Source organism: bacterium, from assembly GCA_037147175.1.
Lineage (GTDB): Bacteria > Cyanobacteriota > Vampirovibrionia > Gastranaerophilales > UBA9971 > UBA9971.
Genome location: JBAWVS010000004.1, coordinates 14951 through 34439 on the forward strand (window position 1 = coordinate 14951; position 19489 = coordinate 34439).

A 19489-nucleotide genomic window follows, 5' to 3' on the forward strand; every position below is an offset into this window, starting at 1 on the left:
TATCTTGATATAAATTATTTGGAGAAGATATATGCCTAACTGGGTTAATTATCATAAAATGAAGCAATATTATACTAATCCCAATATTGACAAACCTTTAGACCAAATTTATTCAGATTTAAATGATCATACAAATGAAATCTTCGAAGGTGATACTGTTTATCACAAACATCTTGTATCTTTTGTGCTGCTACCGCCTCTTTTTTACGAAGGTAAGTTTCTAAAAGGCATAATTTTTAGTCAGGGTGTTGATTTCCTGTACAAAATTAATCCCAGACTTCAAGATGTTTTCCTGTCAATGGCTTATTCTATGTGCTGCGGCTATCCATGGTCAGAATCAGCGGACGCTTATTTTACATTATATAAAAACCCTCAAAGAGAAGAATGGTTCAGAAAAAACCATCCGGATAAAGCCGATAAAATACTTATCCCGTTTGAAGATTCGGATTATACAAACGAATATATAATGGCTCCAACTGAAATTAATAAAGCTAAAGATATTGATATTTTGTGCATATCAAGATTTATAGACCTTAAAAATATTCCGATAATAGCCGAAGCATTAAAAATATACAGGCAAAAATATCCTGAAAAAACAATAAAAATGTCTCTAATAATCGGCAAAGACTTTGGTTCAAACTTTGAAGGAATTGATGAACAGGAAAAAGCAGAGATTCAAAAGGTAGAATCGATTCTCGATGTTCCGAAAGACTACATCGATCTTATTCCCAGAGTTGATTACCACAAGCTTCCCGAATATTATTCAAGAGCCAAATTAACAATATTAGGAACTTTAGTTGAAGGCAAAAATCGTTCATTGCATGAATCAATGAGTTGCAATACACCTATAGTTTATTTTAAAGATTTTAACAAATATCTTAGGGGAGATGATTTTGCTTTCCCTGAAGGTGCAGGACTTTGCGCCCCTGAATTCACTGCAGAATCTCTAGCAGACACTATTCATACTGTTCTTGAAAATCAGGACGCTTTTAAACCGCGCAGAAAATATCTTGAGTTTTACGGTCGGAAAAATTTCTTTAATACATGTATTAACAGTTTTCCTTACTATAAATCGAATTTGCCTGAATACAAAGAAAATGAGCATTTCAATAATTTATGGCTGGATCTTGCTATGCAATATAATTATCAACTTAGCCTGAACGATTTTATATATGACAAAAACACCGGTCTTTCCTGGTCTTCAACTCCGGAAAATATTAACACGCTTATTAATTTTTACCTGTCCAGATTTGATTACTTTAGAGATGTAATGAAATATGAGATATAAAATTAATAAACAGTAGCAAATTTATTCTTTAATAGTTATAACTTTTAGCCCTCAAGAGCTTGCGCTCCGCTGACAACTTCAAGAAGCTCCTGCGTTATAGAAGCCTGTCTTGCTTTGTTATAATCAATAGTAAGTATTTTAATCATATCTCTTGCATTATTCGTCGCCGCAGACATTGCCTGCATTCTTGCTGCCAGCTCACTTGCGGAAGCTTCTGTCATTGCTTGAAAAATTCTGTTTGTAAAATAAAGAGGAACAATTTTTTGTAAAACTGTTTCTATATTAGGCTCAAAAAGCATTTCAGGCTCAATTTTTTGTTGCTCTTTCTCTTCACTGCCTTTTTCAGGAGCAATGATTACCGGCAAAAGCTGCCAGAGCTGAACTTGATACGATAAAGTTGATTTAAAATGTGTTGTTATAATTTCAATTTTATCAATTTCTTTATTCACGTAGCTTTCAGCAAGATCTTCCGCTATAACTGAGCACCCACCAGGTGTTGCAATAGCCGGAAGCTTGGTATAAGTCTTAATAGTTTCAATATTATATTTTTTTAATGCCTGAACACCCTTTGTCCCGACAATAAAAAGCTTTACATTCAGACCTTCTCTTAATATTTCTCTTACTCGAGAAACTGCTTTTCTCACAACATTTGCGTTATAAGCACCTGCAAGCCCTTTATCTGATGTAATTACCATCAGACCGACTGTTTCAAGTTTTCTTTGCTTTAAAAGTTCCGGATAATTATCCAATGGATTTAAAGAAGTCACTTTTTCCTTGTCAATTTCCGGTTTTGCAGCTATCAGTTTTGTAAAAGATCTTGCAAGCTCATTCGAAAACGGCCTTGATGATTTAACCTGATTTTCGGCTTTTTTTACTTTTGCAGCCGCAACCATTTTCATTGCCTGTGTTATTTTTTGAGTGTTTTTAACACTTTTTATTCTTGTTTTTATAAGTTTTAAATTGGCCATTTTTAATTCACTCTCGTTGCTCTTCAGCCGGACTCTTCAGAATGACTGTTGACTAGTCTGCAAAACGCGTTTCTTTAAACTTTTTAAGTTCATTTTCAATTGTTTTAACATCCTCTTCGCTTGGTTTCTGAGCAGAAGCTAATTTTTGCTGAATCTCAGGAATAATTCCTTTGAGATTGATAAACCATTCTCTTTTAAATTCAGCTATTCTGTCAGTTTCAACATCATCAAGAATACCTTTGTTAACTGCATAAAGTATTGTATACTGCTCAGGCACTGATAAAGGCTGGTATTGAGGCTGTTTAAGTACTTCAATAAGTTTTTGACCACGTTTTAACTGGTCTTGAGTCGCTTTGTCAAGATCACTTGCGAACTGTGAAAACGCTTCTAACTCTCTATATTGAGCCAAATCAAGTCTCAATTTTCCTGCAACTGACTTTATACCAGGTGTTTGCGCTGCTCCGCCAACCCTTGATACAGAAATACCTGCGTTTATTGCAGGTCTTATTCCTGCGTTAAACAAGTCAGACTCCAAGAAAATCTGTCCATCGGTAATACTGATAACATTTGTAGGGATATATGCGCTGACATCGCCTGCCTGTGTTTCAATAATAGGTAAAGAGGTCAAACTTCCCGCTCCAAGTTTATCGGAAAGCTTTGCGGATCTTTCAAGCAGTCTGGAGTGAAGGTAAAAAACATCTCCCGGATAAGCTTCTCTTCCAGGTGGTCTTCTTAGCAAAAGACTCATTGTTCTATACGCCCATGCGTGTCTGGTAAGATCATCATAAATTATAAGAACATCTTTGCCCTGTTCCATAAACTCTTCACCGATAGTAGTTCCTGCAAAAGGCGAAATATACTGCAACGGTGCTGTTTCATTAGCTGATGCCGCAACTACTATTGTATAATCCATAGCTTTATTTTCTTCAAGAGTTTTAATTGTTTGCGCAATAGTGCTTGTTTTTTGACCTATTGCTACATATATACAAATAACGCCGGAATTTTTCTGGTTAATAATTGTATCGATTGCTATTGCAGATTTGCCTGTCTGCCTGTCCCCGATAATTAATTCTCTTTGTCCTCTTCCTATTGGAGTTAAAGCGTCAATAGCCGTTAATCCTGTTTGAAGCGGTTGGTGAACTGATTTTCTTCCGACAATACCGGGAGCAACTTTTTCAATTGGCATTGTTTTTGTGCAATTAATAGGTCCTTTACCGTCCAAAGGCTCGCCGAGAGGATTGATTACCCTGCCTATCATTGCATCGCCAACCGGTACAGAAGCGATTTTGCCTGTCGTTTTTACAACCATACCTTCTTTAATATGAATGTATTCACCCATAATTACAACGCCAACATTGTCTTCTTCAAGGTTTAATACTAATCCGTAGGTTTCATGACCATCTTCGAACTCTACCAGCTCTCCTGACATTGCTTTTCTTAAACCATAAATCCTTGCAATACCGTCCCCTACTTCTATAACAGTTCCAATATCCGCAACTTCAAGACTACTTTCGTATTGTTCTATTTTACTTCTGATAATTGAACTTATTTCATCAGGTCTAATGCTTGGCATACCTTTTTACCTCTTTTATATTGATTATCGATTAGATTACTTGTTTTTTCATATTTTCAAACTTGGTTTTTATACTTCCGTCAATTATTTTATCGCCTACTTTTACAATCATACCGGCAATTATTTCTTTATCTATTATTGTTTCTATTTCTATAGTCTGACTAAACACTCTTTCAAGCTTTTCTTTAACTCTATTTTTAGTATCTTCATCTATTTCAACAGCTGTAATTATTTGAGCAGTTGAAATATTACGCTTCTTATTAAGAAGTAATTTATAATGATCTGTAAGAAGGGCTATGATATGAGTCCGATTTTTATCGATCAATAATTTAACCAGATTCAGTGTATATATAGAAACACTCTCCCTGAAAATCCTGTCAATGACATCTTTTTTATCATTTAACTGAATCAAAGGGTGTTCCAGAAAGTCCTTCAGGTCTTTATTGGCGTTAATAGTTTCTTTAATAAGCGCAAGATCAGAGTTAAATTTATCAAACAAATCGTGCTTTTCAGCCAATTCCATAAATGCCAGTGCATACCTGTCAGCTATTATTGATAATCCAAATGTATTTGTATCACTCATTATTTGTTGTTCCAAATCCTAATTTTGTACTGCGTCGAGATCTTCTATAAATTCGTTGATGTATTTTTTATGAAGCCTGTCATCGATTGAATTTTTGATGTGCTCTTCTGCGATGAAAAAAGCAGCACCTGTGATTTTTTCTATAACATCACGGGAAACCAATTGCTTTTCATTACCGACAGAAATCACAGCTTTATTATGCATATCTTCAGCCTGTTTTTGCGCATCAGATATAATGCTTTCAGAGAGATTGCCCGCAATTTGCTCTCCTTCAACAACAATTTTCTGCACTTCCTGTTCAACATTACTAACTTTAGTTTTAGTAACCAAAAGTTGATTTTGTTTAATTTTTTTCTCTTCGGCAGCGTTTTTAATTAACTCGGCAATTTCTTGCTGTTTTTTAGCTAAAAGCTCGGATATTTTTGCTTTTTTGATTAACCAGACTATCAATATAACAACAATAACAAAATTCAGCACATTTGAATGAAGAATAATATTCATGGCGTTATTTTCCGAAACATCAGTACTGTTTTTAACCAGAGTGATTTCTTTTGTCTGGCTTGGTGAATATTTTAAATTAAGTGCTGTTTCAGCCATAAATTTTACCTTTCGGTTTCACAAATCGCTTTATTGACTATTTCAGGGCTTAACCCTTCCATTGAAACTTCTTCTCCGAGTATTTTTGTTGAAATTCTGTACGCATAATCCATAACCTGACTTTTAAGAGCTTCAATAGCCTGAGCTTTGTCATTTTGAATAATTTTTTTTTGTTCACCTAAATACTTGGAAATTTCTTGTTTTTTATCATCCAGAACTTTGTTTTTTTCTTCGTTTGCTTCATTCATCTGTTCTTTAGTCTGTTCGGAAACTTTTTTACGAGCTTCTTTGATGTTTAACTGGTAGTCTTTATTAAGTTTTTCAGTTTCCAGAAAAGCCTGATCAGCTTCGTCTATCATCTTTTTGATATATTCGCTTCTCTTGCGTCTGATTTCTGTGATCGGACCATAGAAAATCTTCTGCATCAAAACAACAAATATAATGAAGCTTACAACAATTACAACCAGCGTACCGTTAATTGTTAACAGCCCGCCTTCATCCTTTTTTTCAGGGAGATTTACAGGTTTTGCAACTGTGCTGATTGCTTTCATATTATGATTTTGATTTTCTGAATTCATTTTTCGCCTTTAAATCAATTTCCTCTGTCATCCTGAGCGAAGCGAAGAACCTGCCTAATAACGCAAACAGTCAAATGGACTGACTCTTCGGACTAAAGCCCTCAAAATAACAATCTATTATTTGAACAAACGATTTCTTAAAATAATTTGAATACGTATTTGCAAAGTAATACGCCCAAAATTGCGTAAATTACGAGCACTTCCATAAATACTATACCCAAAAGAAGCATATTTCTTGCTCTGCCTTCAACTTCCGGTTGACGGGCTACAGCATTAATAGCAGCAGCGGTTGCGATACCCATACCGATACCGGGACCTACAGCCGCAAGTCCTAAACCTGCAATTATCGCTAATGTTGAAATACCTTGAACATCCATTTGAATTTTCCTCCATAAACTATTATTTTTATAAACTAGCGTTGTCTTTACTTAACCGAATATTAGTGGTGCTCCTTTGATGTCGCTGCCGCTATATAATTTGTTGCAAGCACCGCAAAGATGTAAGCTTGCAAGAATGCAACAAACAATTCAAAAAGCATCATCGGAATTGGTGCCAGATAAGGAACCATACTTACCAGAATAACTACTATCAGCTCTCCCGCAAGTATATTACCAAAAAGCCTCAAAGAGAGGGATAAAGGTCTTGTGAAATCTTCCAGAAGGTTAAACGGGAATAAAAACCACATAGGTTGAAAATAATGTTTAAAATACCCGAAACCTTTTTCCAGAATACCTGCGCCTATATAATAAAACGAAACAATGAGAGCCAGTGCTAATGTAGTATTTATGTCATTTGTCGGAGATGCCGGTTCTCCGGGAAGAGGAAATAACCTCCAGGGAAGTTGTCCTTCAAGGTTTGCTATAAGTATAAATAAAAACAACGAAGCAATTAAAGGCGTATGTTTAAGCCCGTCTTTGCCCATATAACCTTTTATTATTCCTTCTATAAAACCCATAAACTGTTCGGCAACAGTTTGTAAACTGTCAGGAATTATATCAAGTTTTCTTGTTACAACAAACGTCAGCAACATAATTGCAATCATTGCAATCCACGCTGTAAGTACTGTATCCATATTCACAGAAAGATGTAAAAAATTAACTATCCAGTGTTCGCCAACTTTTATTTCCAACTTTTTCTTTCACTCCAGCCAAAATTCAAACAATTTTTTCGAGATTTTATTACCATATTTTTAACTAGTAAACCATAAAAATGGCTTTTAGGCTAGGGGAAATTTTTACTCGGATTTTTCGTTTTCATAAACTTCCGTATTTTTTTTATTATCGGGAGAAGGAAGATTTGAGCAGACTTCCACCACGACTCTATCCAAATCAGGGCTCGCGATTATTACTTCAATAATCAAATTCGGATTAATAAGCACCACTTCGTAATAATCAAGATTATCTCTGTCGATAATTTCAAATTCTATAAAATCACGTCCGACATATTTAATACGTCCGTATTCTTCGGTATCTTCCCATCTAATGAAAACAATTTTTCTTTCATAAGATTTTAATTTTTGTATTAAATTCATTTTAACCATTACTCCTCAAAGATTTTTTTTTAAAAATGTTCTTTTGATCTCATCTTAATGAAATTATGAAAGAATTACTTGAATTAGTCAAATAATTTACAAAGACGCTAAAGCTTGTAAGCATCGAGATTTCTATCATTCAAAACGGGGAATTCCTCACGAATTTTGCGCAAATAATCAAAATTTATTTCTCCAAAAAATACTCCTTCATCTCCGCCAGCTGAAGCCACAACATCACCCCATGGATTAACAAGCATAGACATTCCAACATTTTGTCTTTTTGGATTTACTCTTCCTGCTTGATTAACCGCAATCATGTAAGCAGTATTTTCGACAGCTCGCGCCTTATTTAAAGTAATCCAATGATCAAGTCGTGGATAAGGCCACGCGGCGACGCATGTAACAATTTCAGCTCCCGCATAAACTAAAGCCCTGTATAATTCCGGAAATCTTAAGTCATAGCAAATACTTAGTCCTATTTTACCGATATCTGTTTGAACAACAACAGCTTTATCGCCACAGGAAACATAATCGCCTTCATTGCTGCCATAATAGTTAAACATGTGGATTTTTTGGTACTTGCCTAGGATTTCGCCTTTTCTGTCAAAAACAACTGATGTGTTTCTGTATTCAGGGCTTTCTCCTTCAATTTCTTCTATAAAGCTGCCTGAAATTATATTTGTTTCATATTTTTCTGCAATTTTAGAGAAAAATTCTGTTGTTTGGCCGCCCGGAATTTTTTCTGCCAGTTTATGAAGGTATCTATGGTCAACACCCGAATTGAAAACTTCCGGCAAAACGATTAAATCTGGCTCAAATCGGATATTTTCTTCGATAAGTTTTTGGACTTTATCGAGATTTGCCTTTTTATCGCCTATTTCCGGCTGAATTTGTATCCCAAGTACTCGCGCTTTAGTCATTTTTCATCCTTATTTTTTTAATATTATATCAAACTTAAAAACTTTTAATTCTCTTGATGTTTATTTCTTATTTTTCTTAAAATTATTTATCAAATGATTAACAAAAATTTACAAAAAAAAATTTATTGCTATAATTAAAATTGTATTCGGTTGAAAGTTTTTTATTTATGAAAGTTTTAGTATTAGGTTCCGGCGGAAAAGAACACGCCATAATTTGGAAACTCTCACAAAGCAATAATGTTGAGAAAATTTTCTGCACTTTTAAAAATGCAGGGATAAAAGACCTTGCCGAATTCATTGATATCAGGGAAGATGACACAAAAAACCTGATAGAATTCATAAAAACCAACGAAATAAATTTAACGGTTGTGGAGTCTGACACCGCTATAAATTCAGGAATAGCTGATTTATTAAGAATGGAAAATATTCCTGTTTTCGGCTCAGGTGTGGCTTTCTCCAAAATAGAAAAATCAAAAAACTTTGCAAAGAAATTTTTTCACAAATACAAAATCCCGACAGCCCATTTTGGAACGTTTGACAAGGAAGCGCAGGCAATTGATCACGCCAGAAAAGCTAACTATCCCCTTGTTATAAAGTTTGACAGCAGATCTTCCTCTTCAGGAACAATTATTTGCGAATCTTTTAACGAGGCCAAAAACACAATACTTTTTTGCCTGAATAATTTGTATAAACCTATAATAATAGAAGACTTTATAATAGGCAGACATGTTACTTTTCACGTAATTACAGACGGATATAATGCCCTTCCTCTCTCTTCTGCTTATGTATACAAAAAATCAGACGAAGGAAACAGCGGATATCTCACGGAAGGAATCGGAGCTTATGCGCCTGTTTCTTATATGGACGAGAAACTTGAAGAAAAAATAGCCCATCAGATTTTCTTTCCGCTAATTGACGGTCTAAATTCCGAAAAAATGACTTCTTGCGGGGTTTTAAAAGCAAATATAATAATAGATGATCATGATAATCCTTATCTTACCGGAATTAATGTGAGTTTTGGCGACCCTGAAGCCCAGACAATACTTCCTCTTTTAGATGAAGATTTATTTGCGGTGATGTACTCGGCGGCTATTGGTGCTTTATCAGATGATTACGAGTTTTTAAATATAAGCGAAGACCATTCTGTTTGTGCAACCCTAACTTCTTCCGGATACCCGAATAAATTCAAAAAAGGTCAACTTATAGAAGGTCTTGATGAAATTGATGATGACAGTGTTCTGGTTTTTCATTCTGCCACCGCAAAAAATATCTATGAAGAAACCATTACAAACGGCGGACGTGTTTTATCTGTAGTTACAAAAGCATCTACTCTTCGCAGAGCGCGTGATTTGGCTTATGAAACAATTGATTTAATACATTTTGACGGAATGAAGTACAGAAAAGACATTGCAAAGCAAAAAATTCTCGAAGAAATTAATGAGCTGAAATAAAACTTCATAAATTTCGCCCATTAAACTATGTTTGTTTCATAATAATTTATGTAAGAAATTTTATTCCAACGGGTAAAATTGAAAACATGAGTGATTCTGTTAAAGCCATAATACTTGCAGCAGGTAAAGGAACAAGGATGAAATCCTCGCTTCCTAAAGTGCTGCACAAAATTTCAGGCAAAGCTCTGGTTGAAAGAGTTATAGATTCAGTTTTAAAAATTAACAACCTGTCAGAAATTTTTGTTATTACAGGGCATCAATCAGAATTAGTTACCGATTTTTTAAATAATAAATACAAAAACGAAATTGTCAAAACAGTACTTCAAGAGCCGCAGCTCGGCACAGGACACGCTGTATTCCAGGCTTATGAAGATATCAAAGATTTCAAAGGGACAGTTATTATTCTTTGCGGAGATACTCCGCTTTTAACTACTCAAACCCTCCAAAATTTTATTGAATTTCACAAAAAATCAGAAGCTGCTCTAACTGTGATGTCAGCTTTATTTGATGATCCTACAAACTACGGCAGGATTTTAAGGGATAACCCCGGAAACATAAAAAAAATCGTTGAAGAAAAAGATGCAAACAACGAAGAGAAACAAATAAAAGAAATTAATGCAGGTGTATATTGTATAGAATGGGAAAAAATATCACCTGCATTTTTTGAACTTACTACAAATAACGAACAGGGTGAATATTATTTAACAGATATTATTGACTGGTCGGTAAAAAAAGGTTTAAAAACCTGTGGATATATTCTTGAAAGTAATAAAGAGATTTTTGGAATCAATTCAAGGCAACATTTGGCAGAAGCCTCAAACTTCTTAAACACTATAACCGTAAAAAATCTTATGGACAAAGGTGTTACATTTATTTCTCCTGAAAACACTTTTGTTTCTCCTGAAACAAAAATAGACCGGGACAGCATAGTTTATCCGGGATGCGTTTTTGAAGGCTCTAATGTCTTCGGTGAAAATTGTATAATAGGTCCGAATACTTTTATTGAAGGCAATGTTAGAACAGGAAATAACGTAAAAATAATTCAATCAAAAATATCAAATGCTTATTTAGGGAATAATTCAACCATCGGTCCTTTTGCACACCTGAGAGATAACGTGGAAATCAGGTCTGATGTAAGAATAGGCAATTTTGTCGAAGTCAAAAAATCCACTGTGGATTCTTCTACTAATATTTCGCATTTAAGCTATATCGGGGATTCTTCTGTCGGAAAAAATGTAAATATAGGAGCCGGCACAATTACAGCAAATTATGATCCGCTTTCAAAAAAGAAAAGCCGGACCATAATTGAAGACAACGTAAAAATAGGTTCAAATTCAGTACTGGTTGCACCTGTTACTGTTAAAAACAGTGCAAATATAGCGGCAGGATCTGTAATTACAAAAGAAGTTCCCGAATTTTCACTTGCAATAGCTCGTGAAAAACAAAAAAATATAGAAAATTGGGTAGAAAAAAAGATGGGTTGTGCAATTAAAAAAGATGATTGACACTGCCTTTAAAGAATACGGAGGATTACTAAATTGGCATTGGAACTAAGCGAAATGACTCAAAAAAATAAAATAAAAGTTATTCAAGATATCAAGATTTTTACGGGAAGAGCAAATCCTGAAATTGCAGAGGATATTGCAAAACACCTCGGCGAAGATCTTGGAATTTTACAAATCAAAAACTTTAGTGACGGAGAAATTTATGTAAGAATTCAGGAAAGCATAAGAGGCGATGATGTTTTCGTCGTTCAATCATTATGTGATCCTGTTAACAAAAATATTATGGAATTGTTGATTATGCTTGATGCCTTTAAACGTGCGAGCGCAAAATCAATAACCGCAGTTATTCCATATTATGCTTACGGAAGACAGGACAGAAAAACTTCCGGACGAGAAGCAATTACAGCAAAGCTTGTTGCGGATTTGCTTGCAACAGCGGGGGCAACCAGAGTTTTGGCAGTTGATCTTCATACCGGTCAGCTTCAAGGTTTCTTTAATATTCTTGTTGACCATATCAGCGTTACGCCTGTTCTAATCGACTATATAAATCAAAAAGGCTTTTCAACCGATGAATTGGTTGCTGTCAGTCCTGACGGTGGCGGTGTTGCAAGAACAAGAAAATTTGCAGAAAAACTTAATTGCTCACTTGCTATTGTTGACAAAAGACGTCTTTCTCACAACGTAGCACAAGTCGAACACCTCATAGGGGATGTGAAAAACAAAATTGCCATTATAGTTGATGATATGATTGATACAGCAGGAACTATAACTGAAGCAGCCAAGCTATTACTAAAAGAAGGTGCAAGAGAAGTTTATGTATGCGCAGCTCATGCTGTTTTTAGCGGTCCTGCCCTCGAAAGACTTGAAGAAAGTCCTATTAAAGAAGTTATAATAGCAAATACAATTCCTTTAAAAGGCGGCACTCCTTCAAAAATTACCCAGCTTAGTATTGCACCGCTTTTAGCAGAAGCAATAAAAAGGATTCAAAGCAACGAATCAGTAAGCGAAATTATCGAAACTTTTAACGGATAAAAAATTATTTACAAAAGATAAAAGGGTCTGCAATGCAGACCCTTTTATCTTTTTATTTTAAACAGCATCTTCTATGAATAATCTTTCATCTTCGAGGAATTTTTTCAGGTCAAAAACAGACATTATCTTGTCATTAAAAATAATTTCCGCGGAAGTAAAATTATTTTTCTCATATTTACCATGCATATTATGACTTAATTTTTCATTCGGAATGTTTTCAATACCAAAAATATCATCGACAAGTATTCCGATTTGCATATTTTCTGTTCTTATAACAATAATCTTTGTTTTTTCAGTTATATCGGCCTTTGGGATATTCAAAAACTTTTTAATATCAACAATAGTGATAAAATCTCCCCTTAAATTTATGAGTCCGATAATAAAATCAGGAACACAAGGTACTTTTGTAAGGCTAACATGTTTTAACTTTGTTATTTCCTTAACAAATTTTAAATTTATGCAATAAATTTCTCCGTTTAAAGAAAACGAAATAAAATAATCTTCCTGATAATTTAAGCTGTCCGTTTCATTTCTTAACTCTTTTTGAAGTTTTAAAGCTCTTTTCGCAAATTTTTCAACAGAAAGTTTGTCTACAGCAAATTTACTTGCTATATCATTTTTTATCTCTCCTGAATAAACTTTTTGCAAAAAATCATCATTTTCATAAACACTTGCTCTTCGTTCTTCACTAATTTCAGGATTTTCTATATTATTAATAACTTTATCAAGGTCAAGAAAGGCGATAAGACCATTATCATCCTTATATACACCTGTTATAGTATGTTCTTTTGAAGCGTAGGGAAGCGGCTCAAGCAATTTTTTTTCAAACTGCATTACATCTTTTACAGAATCAATAATTATGCCGATTTTTTTATTATTAACATTTAAAATCAATACCTGACATTCTACGGAGTAAACTTTTCGGTGGAATCCAAGTATCATCGAAAGATCTATTACACTGACTACAGTTCCTCGCAAGTTCAAAAGTCCAACAATATACTCAGGAGCTTTTTCCAGAAGAGTTAAAGCAGGAAGCTGGACAATTTCAATAATTTTTTCCGCCTGAATCGCATAAACTTTTTCCAGAAGATTAAAAGTAATATACAATTCAGATGTTTTATTTTCCGTAAAATCACTTAGTGCAATAAGATTCTGTTCCATTAAATTCAATAAATCCTTTATTTAATCTTGATATATTGTGGTTTGGTTTCTACCATTTTTTTTAGATTGATATAGTGCTTTATCAGCTCTTAAAATCAAATCCTCATAAGTACTTACATCTGGTTCTATTGATGCCAGTCCACAGCTTACGGTAACCTGAACAGGTTTTTCTCCGCAAGTAAAGCCATGTTCTTGTATTTTAATTCTTATTCTTTCAATAGGAATCATTGTTTGACCAATTGGCGTTTCCGGAAGAATAAGAACTAGTTCTTCTCCTCCATATCTCGCTACATAATCGGTTTTTCTTAATGAATTTCTTATAATTTTTGAAATTTCTGCAATAACTTTATCACCAAACTGGTGTCCATAAGTATCATTAATGCTTTTAAAGTGATCTATGTCAAAAAAAGCTAAGCTGAGAGGATTTTTGTATCTTTTACTTCTTGCAAATTCCTTGTCAAGCATTTGCTGGAAGTATCTTCTATTATAGAGTCCTGTCAAGCCATCAGTTATAGCCAGATATTTTGTTTCCGAATAAAGCCATTTAATTCTCATCAATATTTTTAATTCCTGAAGAATTATTTCCAGTACTCTTGAACAATCAAATCTGGCATTTCTTTTATGATACAAAGCAATACCACCAATAACTTTATTCGCATAAGTTATTGGAATAATTATTTTAGACTTTAAAACACTTAAACCTTCCACCAGTTCAGGTGTTTTAGTATGATTATCAACTATTTCATAATCATAAAGACTTTCTTCCTGATAATAGTCCTCTCCAAAACATGATAGAAAAAAAGCCTGTTTAAAGTCTTTGAAATCTTTATCATCAAGGACAATCCCCTGAAGACTCACATTAATTGTTTTCTTTTTCTTGTCGTCTCTTTCATTAAAAAAAATGGCTGCTGCATTAAAATCAATCAATGAAAATATAAGAGAAAAAATTTCATTTGAAAGGATTTTGGTGGCATAAATAAATTCAGAAAGATTTCGAAACTCGTTTATAATGGTAGATTCAATAAGAGATTGGTCAAGAAGATTATTTATTCTTGTCTGAATATTTTTATTTTCCAGCTTTTTTTCTTCAATAAATTGTTGGCGTTCTTCCTGCGAAATAGTTGAAGCATTTTCAAGAAAATTTCTCACATTATTCAGGAAATCTTCGGGATTTTCGCTCTTTACTATAAAACTGTCGGCTCCTGCTTTTATTCCCCAGAAATTATCCAATTTTTCATTGAGCTGGGTAAGTAAAATTATTGGAATTCTTTTTAACAGGTCGTCATTTTTTAAAAGTCTGCAAAGCTGATAACCATTAATTTCAGGCATAATAATATCCGAAATAATCAAATCAGGAAACGTCTGATAAGCAATTTCTATTCCGTCTATTGCATTTTTAGCTGTTAATATTTCATGCCCGAGCTTAGAAAGAGTTAATTCAAGGCTCTTTAATTGTAGTTGGCTATCTTCTATTAATAGAATTTTCTTTTTCATAAATTTTTTATACCGGCACCTGTTTAAATTTGTAGTTTTTATTATTTATATTTAACTTTGCTGAGCCTGTTAATAAATTCAAAAACAAATCTTGATTTTATTCAATATAATTATACTATCAGTTATATCAAAAAACAGGAAGTGTTTAAATGATATTTACAGATTTTCAATATTATTGTTGATTTACTCTCACTTTATATTTTATACTAAAATAAAATTTTACATGTTTTACTTGATTTAAATATCTATAAAAAAATGCTTAAAATAAAAAGATAGTGTACAATTAGGTTAGCCAAATAAAGAGTTACTTTAATAATAAAGAGGAAAAATAATGTTTGAAAAATTAAATCTTAAAGAAAAAATTAAATTAAAATCTTTATTGAGCCAGAGCTCAATTTTGATAATAGCTTCTATAGCTCTAATAGCACTTTATAAAGTTCAAATTAATAATGAAAGCGCTCTTAACTGGGGAATAGCACTTCTTATTGTTACTGTTATCTTGATTTTATTTATAGAAATAATCCAAAAAACAATAAAAGACTCTCTGACAAACCCTATATACAGTGCTTTATTCCATACAGGGATTGTTTCAAATGAAATTAAAAAAGAAACAAACCAGCAAGAAAATTTTGTAAATAAACATCTACAGCTTTTAAAAACCACTGATCTTGTTTTAGCTAAATTGAAAAAATCTTCTCAAAAAACAAAAGAAAGTGCCATAAAAGTAGCTGATAAATCTCAAGAATCCCTTGATTTATCTGTAAAAGAGCAAAAAGCCGTTAAAAGTAATATTGAAAAAATGAACACTCTTAAACAAAAAATTGAAATTATTGCAGAACTAATTCTTGAATTAAGCGAACATACTCAACAAATAGGAAGCATCGTAGGCGTTGTAGAAGATATTACGGAGCAAACAAATATGCTTGCTCTCAATGCGGCTGTTGAAGCAGCTAGAGCCGGAGAACACGGAAAAGGTTTTGCGGTAGTTGCAAGCGAAATCAGAAAACTCGCAGATGAAAGCAAACAAGCAACTACTAAAATTACTTCACTTATTTATGATATCCAACAGGCGACAAATTCTACTGTTATGGCAACTGAAGAAGGAACCAAAGAAATTGAATCCGGTGTGGATCTCGCCCATCAAATAGCGCAAAATATTGATTTATTAAGAAACACCATCAACGAAACTGTTCATGCTGTTGATAATATTGTTAAAGATGCAGATCAACAAATAGAATGCACCGGTGATGTCTACAATTCAATAACCCAAATTGACAAAGGGCTTCTTGAATCTGAAGCAAGTATAAAACAAAATCTTATATCCATCAGTGGACTTATAGAAGTATCAAAAACATTAAAAGAAAATGTTATGGGCGCTTCTGATGTCAATACAAATGACAGTTTTAAAAGCAGAGAATACCCGAATTAAATTTATAACCGGCTGAAATATTAATCTAAAAAGAGCTAATCTACATAAAAGGTATCTTAAATGGACTTCCTCGAAAGCGAAATCGAAGAAATTCTGAATATATTCAGAGAAGAAAGCGATGAGCAAATTCAAAAACTTAATAAAAATCTTTTAAAACTTGAAGCTAACCCAAAAGACAGTACGGCAATTTCTGAACTTTTTAGAGAAGCTCATTCGTTAAAAGGCGCATCAAGGATGATCGGATTAAACGATATCCAAAATATAGCTCATAAACTTGAAGATGTTTTTGGGATGGCAAAAGAAAACCAACTTGTTGTAACTTCGGAAATAGTTGATGTTCTTTGCAAAGCGGTAGATTGTATAAGCTCAATAGTTGAAGAATCAATCAAAACAAGGGGTCAATCATCATTTGATCAAGTTCCGGATATGATAAAACTGCTTGAAACTATAATAAATCAAGAATCTTCTGAAACATCTGTCCAAAATAATATTTCTTTCAAAGAAAATTTCTATTCAAACAAACCTCCTTCCCTTCATGAATCTTTACCCATGAAAAAACCTGCTTATGTTGATATTAAAAAATTGGGAAAAGAAAACAAAACTCTTATAATTCAAATAAAAGTTAATATAGAAAAAATTAAAGTGTTTTCTTCAAGCTCTGACGCTATAGAAGAACTGCTTCATTTTATTATACGTCTTGATTCAGTAATAAAAACAATTAATAACCCGAGAATAAACGGAATCATTGAAGAAATAAAAATTAAACTTGAAGCAGCACTTAAAGGTAGAGGTATTTTAAATTCTGATGAAGTTTTGGAAATTGAAGAAAATTTTGAAACATTTTCTTCTTTGTTTGAAAGATTGACTACAGGCCTTGAAAATAATGAATCTTACACTCAGACTGAATCAAAAAGCACTGATATTATTGACGGTAATTTGCAAATAAAACAAGAATCCAAAAAAGAAGAAGATAATACTTTTATTTTAGATGGAAGTATTGATGAAGAGTTAAAAACTGATATTTTAAATGCAAGCTCTAAAAATCAATCTCTGAATGAAGATCTAAAATTCATAAAAAAGAATATAGCTGTTTTTTCTGTTCATTCACAAGAAAATTTATTGAAATTTGACGAAGTAATTAATAAATTAAACAATTTTATAAACAAAATCGAAAATGAAAACATAAGAAATATCATTGAGAAAATTACAGAATTACTTACTTATTCAAAAGAAAAAAATATTCCGATAAATAATGATGTTATTGAAATAATAAAAGAAAGTTTTGAAACATCAATTTTAATGGATAATTCTCCTTTTGAAACAGAGGAAAATCCTGTTTTGATGCTTCAACGGATATCTGTTCTTCTCCAAATGATTAAATTATCAGCCCCTTCAAATCAACTGTCTGCTACCGAAGAAGAATCAAACGAAGAAACTTCATCTTACGAAGCAATCTCAAACAGAGCTAACTCTATTTCACAAAAATTATCTACTGCAAACACAGGTACGGAAATTTTATCTAAAAATACGCTCATGGCAGAAAATGATAACTCTTCCTACGAAATAAAGCCCGGAGACAGTAATACCATAAAAACTCTCAGGGTCGACACAAAAAAACTTGACCAGCTTGTAAATCAGGTTGGAGAATTAATTATTGCTAAAATTAAAGCAAAAGAACATTTATCCGAATTGGCTAAGATGATTCAATCCGTTGAAGAATGGCACAGGGAATGGAACAAAACAAAACAATATTTCAAGCATCAAGATAAACTTCATTATAGATCTGCTGACTTGCCTGCAGGGTCATCCGTTTATTCCCAAAATAAAAATCTTCACGTATTTTTTGAGGAAAATTCTTCTAAACTTACCGGTTTAACGAATAAAATGAACTACCTTTATAAAATTATTCAGGAAGATGATACAAGACTTGATTTAATAGTAAATGAACTTGAAGAAAGAATAAAAAGCGTAAGGGTTTTGCCTCTTGCAACAATTTTTCATATGTTTCCCAGAATGGTTAGGGATATATCCCGAGAAAAAAATAAAAATATCGAGTTTGTAATTTCCGGCAGTGAAACAAGTGTTGATAAAAAAATAATTGAGGAAATTAAATCCCCACTAATTCATTTAATACGAAATTCTATAGACCATGGAATAGAAGACTCTGAAACAAGGATTAAAAATGGGAAAAATCCGGTCGGAAAGATTTTTCTTGCAGCTTATCACCTTGAAAATAGCGTTCTGATTGAAATAATTGACGATGGGCATGGCATTAATATCGAAGCAATTAAAAGAAAAGTTCTTCAAAAACAGTTGCTATCTCAAGAAGAATTAGATTCTATGACAGAAGAACAAATTATGAACATAATCTTCTGGTCTGGATTTTCAACAGGAGAAACGATTACAGACATTTCGGGACGAGGAATCGGTCTTGACATAGTTTATACAAAAATTTCCCAGCTTAACGGAAAAGTTAAAATAAAATCAACTTTAGGAGAAGGCTGCAGAGTTTCAATACAACTTCCTGTTACAATGGCGACCATCAAGTCTTTCCTCGTTGAAATTAATCATCAAAAATTTGCCATTCCGACAAGTACTATCAAAACAACCCTTCTTATTTCTCCTGAAAGTATTTTTTACAAAGAAGGAAAGCAAACAATTATTGTTGAAAATACAACAGTGCCGATTTGTAACCTTTCTGATGCACTTGATTTGCCTGAAAGCAGGAAAAAAAATAAGAAGCTTGTAGTAATTGTAGTCCAGTCAGAAGATATTCAAGTTGGGTTTATAGTAGACAAACTTATAGGCGATCAGGAAATTCTCCACAAAAACCTTTCTCCTCCTTTATTAAGAGTAAGAAATATTGCAGGAGTTACAACATTAGGTTCCGGTGAGCTTTGTCTTATTTTAAATATCGGAGATCTTGTAAAATCTGCTTATTCAACATTCGGAATGGTAGAAAAAAGATTAGTTACCGAAAAAGTCCCTTTATCTAATGATTCAAGCGAAAAACATATACTTGTTGTTGATGATTCTTTAACTACAAGAATCCTTGAAAGGAATATTCTTAAAGCAGCCGGCTATAATGTAACCGTAGCTGTTAACGGTCTTGAAGCCCTCACGAAAATAACCTCTGAAGATTTTGACCTCGTCGTGACAGACGTTGAAATGCCTGAAATAAACGGCTTTGAACTTACAGAACGATTAAGATCGCAGGAAAAATTCAATAAAATACCTATAATCCTTGTAACCTCTCTTGCTTCGGAAATTGATAAAAGAAAAGGCTTAAACTTTGGGGCAAATGCTTACCTTACCAAAGGGAATTTCAATCAAGATGAACTGCTTGTAACAATCAGGCAATTATTATCCTAAAATTATA

At 33.2% G+C, this 19489-nt stretch carries 17 protein-coding genes; 6 read left to right on the forward strand and 11 right to left on the reverse strand.

Annotation, left to right across the window (positions count from 1 at the left end; all coding sequences use genetic code 11):
• Positions 1–31: 31 nt before the first annotated feature.
• The gene (locus tag WCG23_01765) at positions 32–1288 is read left to right on the forward strand and encodes a glycosyltransferase (protein ID MEI8388589.1); all 1257 of its coding nucleotides are present in this window, start codon (positions 32–34) and stop codon (positions 1286–1288) included.
• Between the two features lie 44 nt (positions 1289–1332).
• Here WCG23_01765 and atpG read toward each other — a convergent pair whose 3' ends face one another.
• The 9 genes from atpG to WCG23_01810 form a co-directional block, all read right to left on the reverse strand.
• Positions 1333–2256, reverse strand: a complete 924-nt coding sequence (gene atpG / locus WCG23_01770; GenBank protein MEI8388590.1) for an ATP synthase F1 subunit gamma — start codon at positions 2254–2256, stop codon at positions 1333–1335.
• 52 nt (positions 2257–2308) lie between these two features.
• Complete coding sequence (gene atpA / locus WCG23_01775; GenBank protein ID MEI8388591.1) at positions 2309–3829, reverse strand: F0F1 ATP synthase subunit alpha; 1521 nt, start codon at positions 3827–3829, stop codon at positions 2309–2311.
• 31 nt (positions 3830–3860) lie between these two features.
• The gene (gene atpH, locus WCG23_01780; protein ID MEI8388592.1) at positions 3861–4412 is read right to left on the reverse strand and encodes an ATP synthase F1 subunit delta; all 552 of its coding nucleotides are present in this window, start codon (positions 4410–4412) and stop codon (positions 3861–3863) included.
• Positions 4413–4430: 18 nt separating this feature from the next.
• Positions 4431–5009 (reverse strand): hypothetical protein, encoded by a 579-nt coding sequence (locus WCG23_01785; protein ID MEI8388593.1) that lies wholly within the window; start codon positions 5007–5009, stop codon positions 4431–4433.
• A gap of 5 nt (positions 5010–5014) precedes the next feature.
• Positions 5015–5587, reverse strand: a complete 573-nt coding sequence (locus tag WCG23_01790) for an ATP synthase F0 subunit B (GenBank protein MEI8388594.1) — start codon at positions 5585–5587, stop codon at positions 5015–5017.
• A 137-nt stretch (positions 5588–5724) separates the two neighbouring features.
• Positions 5725–5964, reverse strand: coding sequence for an ATP F0F1 synthase subunit C (locus WCG23_01795; protein ID MEI8388595.1), 240 nt, complete (start codon positions 5962–5964; stop codon positions 5725–5727).
• Between the two features lie 62 nt (positions 5965–6026).
• On the reverse strand, positions 6027–6716 hold the full coding sequence (gene atpB / locus WCG23_01800) for a F0F1 ATP synthase subunit A (GenBank protein MEI8388596.1): 690 nt from the start codon (positions 6714–6716) through the stop codon (positions 6027–6029).
• 105 nt (positions 6717–6821) lie between these two features.
• Positions 6822–7118: a hypothetical protein gene (locus tag WCG23_01805; protein ID MEI8388597.1), complete on the reverse strand. Its 297-nt coding sequence runs from the start codon at positions 7116–7118 to the stop codon at positions 6822–6824.
• Positions 7119–7225: 107 nt separating this feature from the next.
• On the reverse strand, positions 7226–8038 hold the full coding sequence (locus tag WCG23_01810; GenBank protein ID MEI8388598.1) for a carbon-nitrogen family hydrolase: 813 nt from the start codon (positions 8036–8038) through the stop codon (positions 7226–7228).
• A 167-nt stretch (positions 8039–8205) separates the two neighbouring features.
• On the opposite strand from WCG23_01810, the gene purD reads away from it, so the two are divergent.
• From purD to WCG23_01825, 3 genes are all read left to right on the forward strand, one after another.
• Positions 8206–9489: a phosphoribosylamine--glycine ligase gene (gene purD, locus WCG23_01815; GenBank protein MEI8388599.1), complete on the forward strand. Its 1284-nt coding sequence runs from the start codon at positions 8206–8208 to the stop codon at positions 9487–9489.
• Between the two features lie 86 nt (positions 9490–9575).
• Positions 9576–10994, forward strand: coding sequence for a bifunctional UDP-N-acetylglucosamine diphosphorylase/glucosamine-1-phosphate N-acetyltransferase GlmU (gene glmU, locus WCG23_01820; GenBank protein ID MEI8388600.1), 1419 nt, complete (start codon positions 9576–9578; stop codon positions 10992–10994).
• A 54-nt stretch (positions 10995–11048) separates the two neighbouring features.
• Positions 11049–12026, forward strand: a complete 978-nt coding sequence (locus tag WCG23_01825; protein ID MEI8388601.1) for a ribose-phosphate pyrophosphokinase — start codon at positions 11049–11051, stop codon at positions 12024–12026.
• Positions 12027–12083: 57 nt separating this feature from the next.
• On the opposite strand, the gene WCG23_01830 is transcribed toward WCG23_01825, so the two are convergent.
• Both WCG23_01830 and WCG23_01835 read right to left on the reverse strand, forming a co-directional pair.
• Positions 12084–13187 carry a chemotaxis protein CheW gene (locus tag WCG23_01830; GenBank protein ID MEI8388602.1) on the reverse strand — a complete coding sequence of 368 codons (1104 nt, stop codon included), beginning with the start codon at positions 13185–13187 and terminating at the stop codon, positions 12084–12086.
• A 21-nt stretch (positions 13188–13208) separates the two neighbouring features.
• Complete coding sequence (locus tag WCG23_01835; GenBank protein ID MEI8388603.1) at positions 13209–14681, reverse strand: diguanylate cyclase; 1473 nt, start codon at positions 14679–14681, stop codon at positions 13209–13211.
• A 331-nt stretch (positions 14682–15012) separates the two neighbouring features.
• Here WCG23_01835 and WCG23_01840 point away from each other — a divergent pair, with 331 nt between their 5' ends.
• A complete protein-coding gene (locus WCG23_01840; protein MEI8388604.1) occupies positions 15013–16110 on the forward strand; it encodes a methyl-accepting chemotaxis protein in 1098 nt (365 codons plus the stop codon).
• Positions 16111–16170: 60 nt separating this feature from the next.
• Complete coding sequence (locus WCG23_01845; GenBank protein MEI8388605.1) at positions 16171–19482, forward strand: hybrid sensor histidine kinase/response regulator; 3312 nt, start codon at positions 16171–16173, stop codon at positions 19480–19482.
• Positions 19483–19489 lie beyond the last annotated feature (7 nt).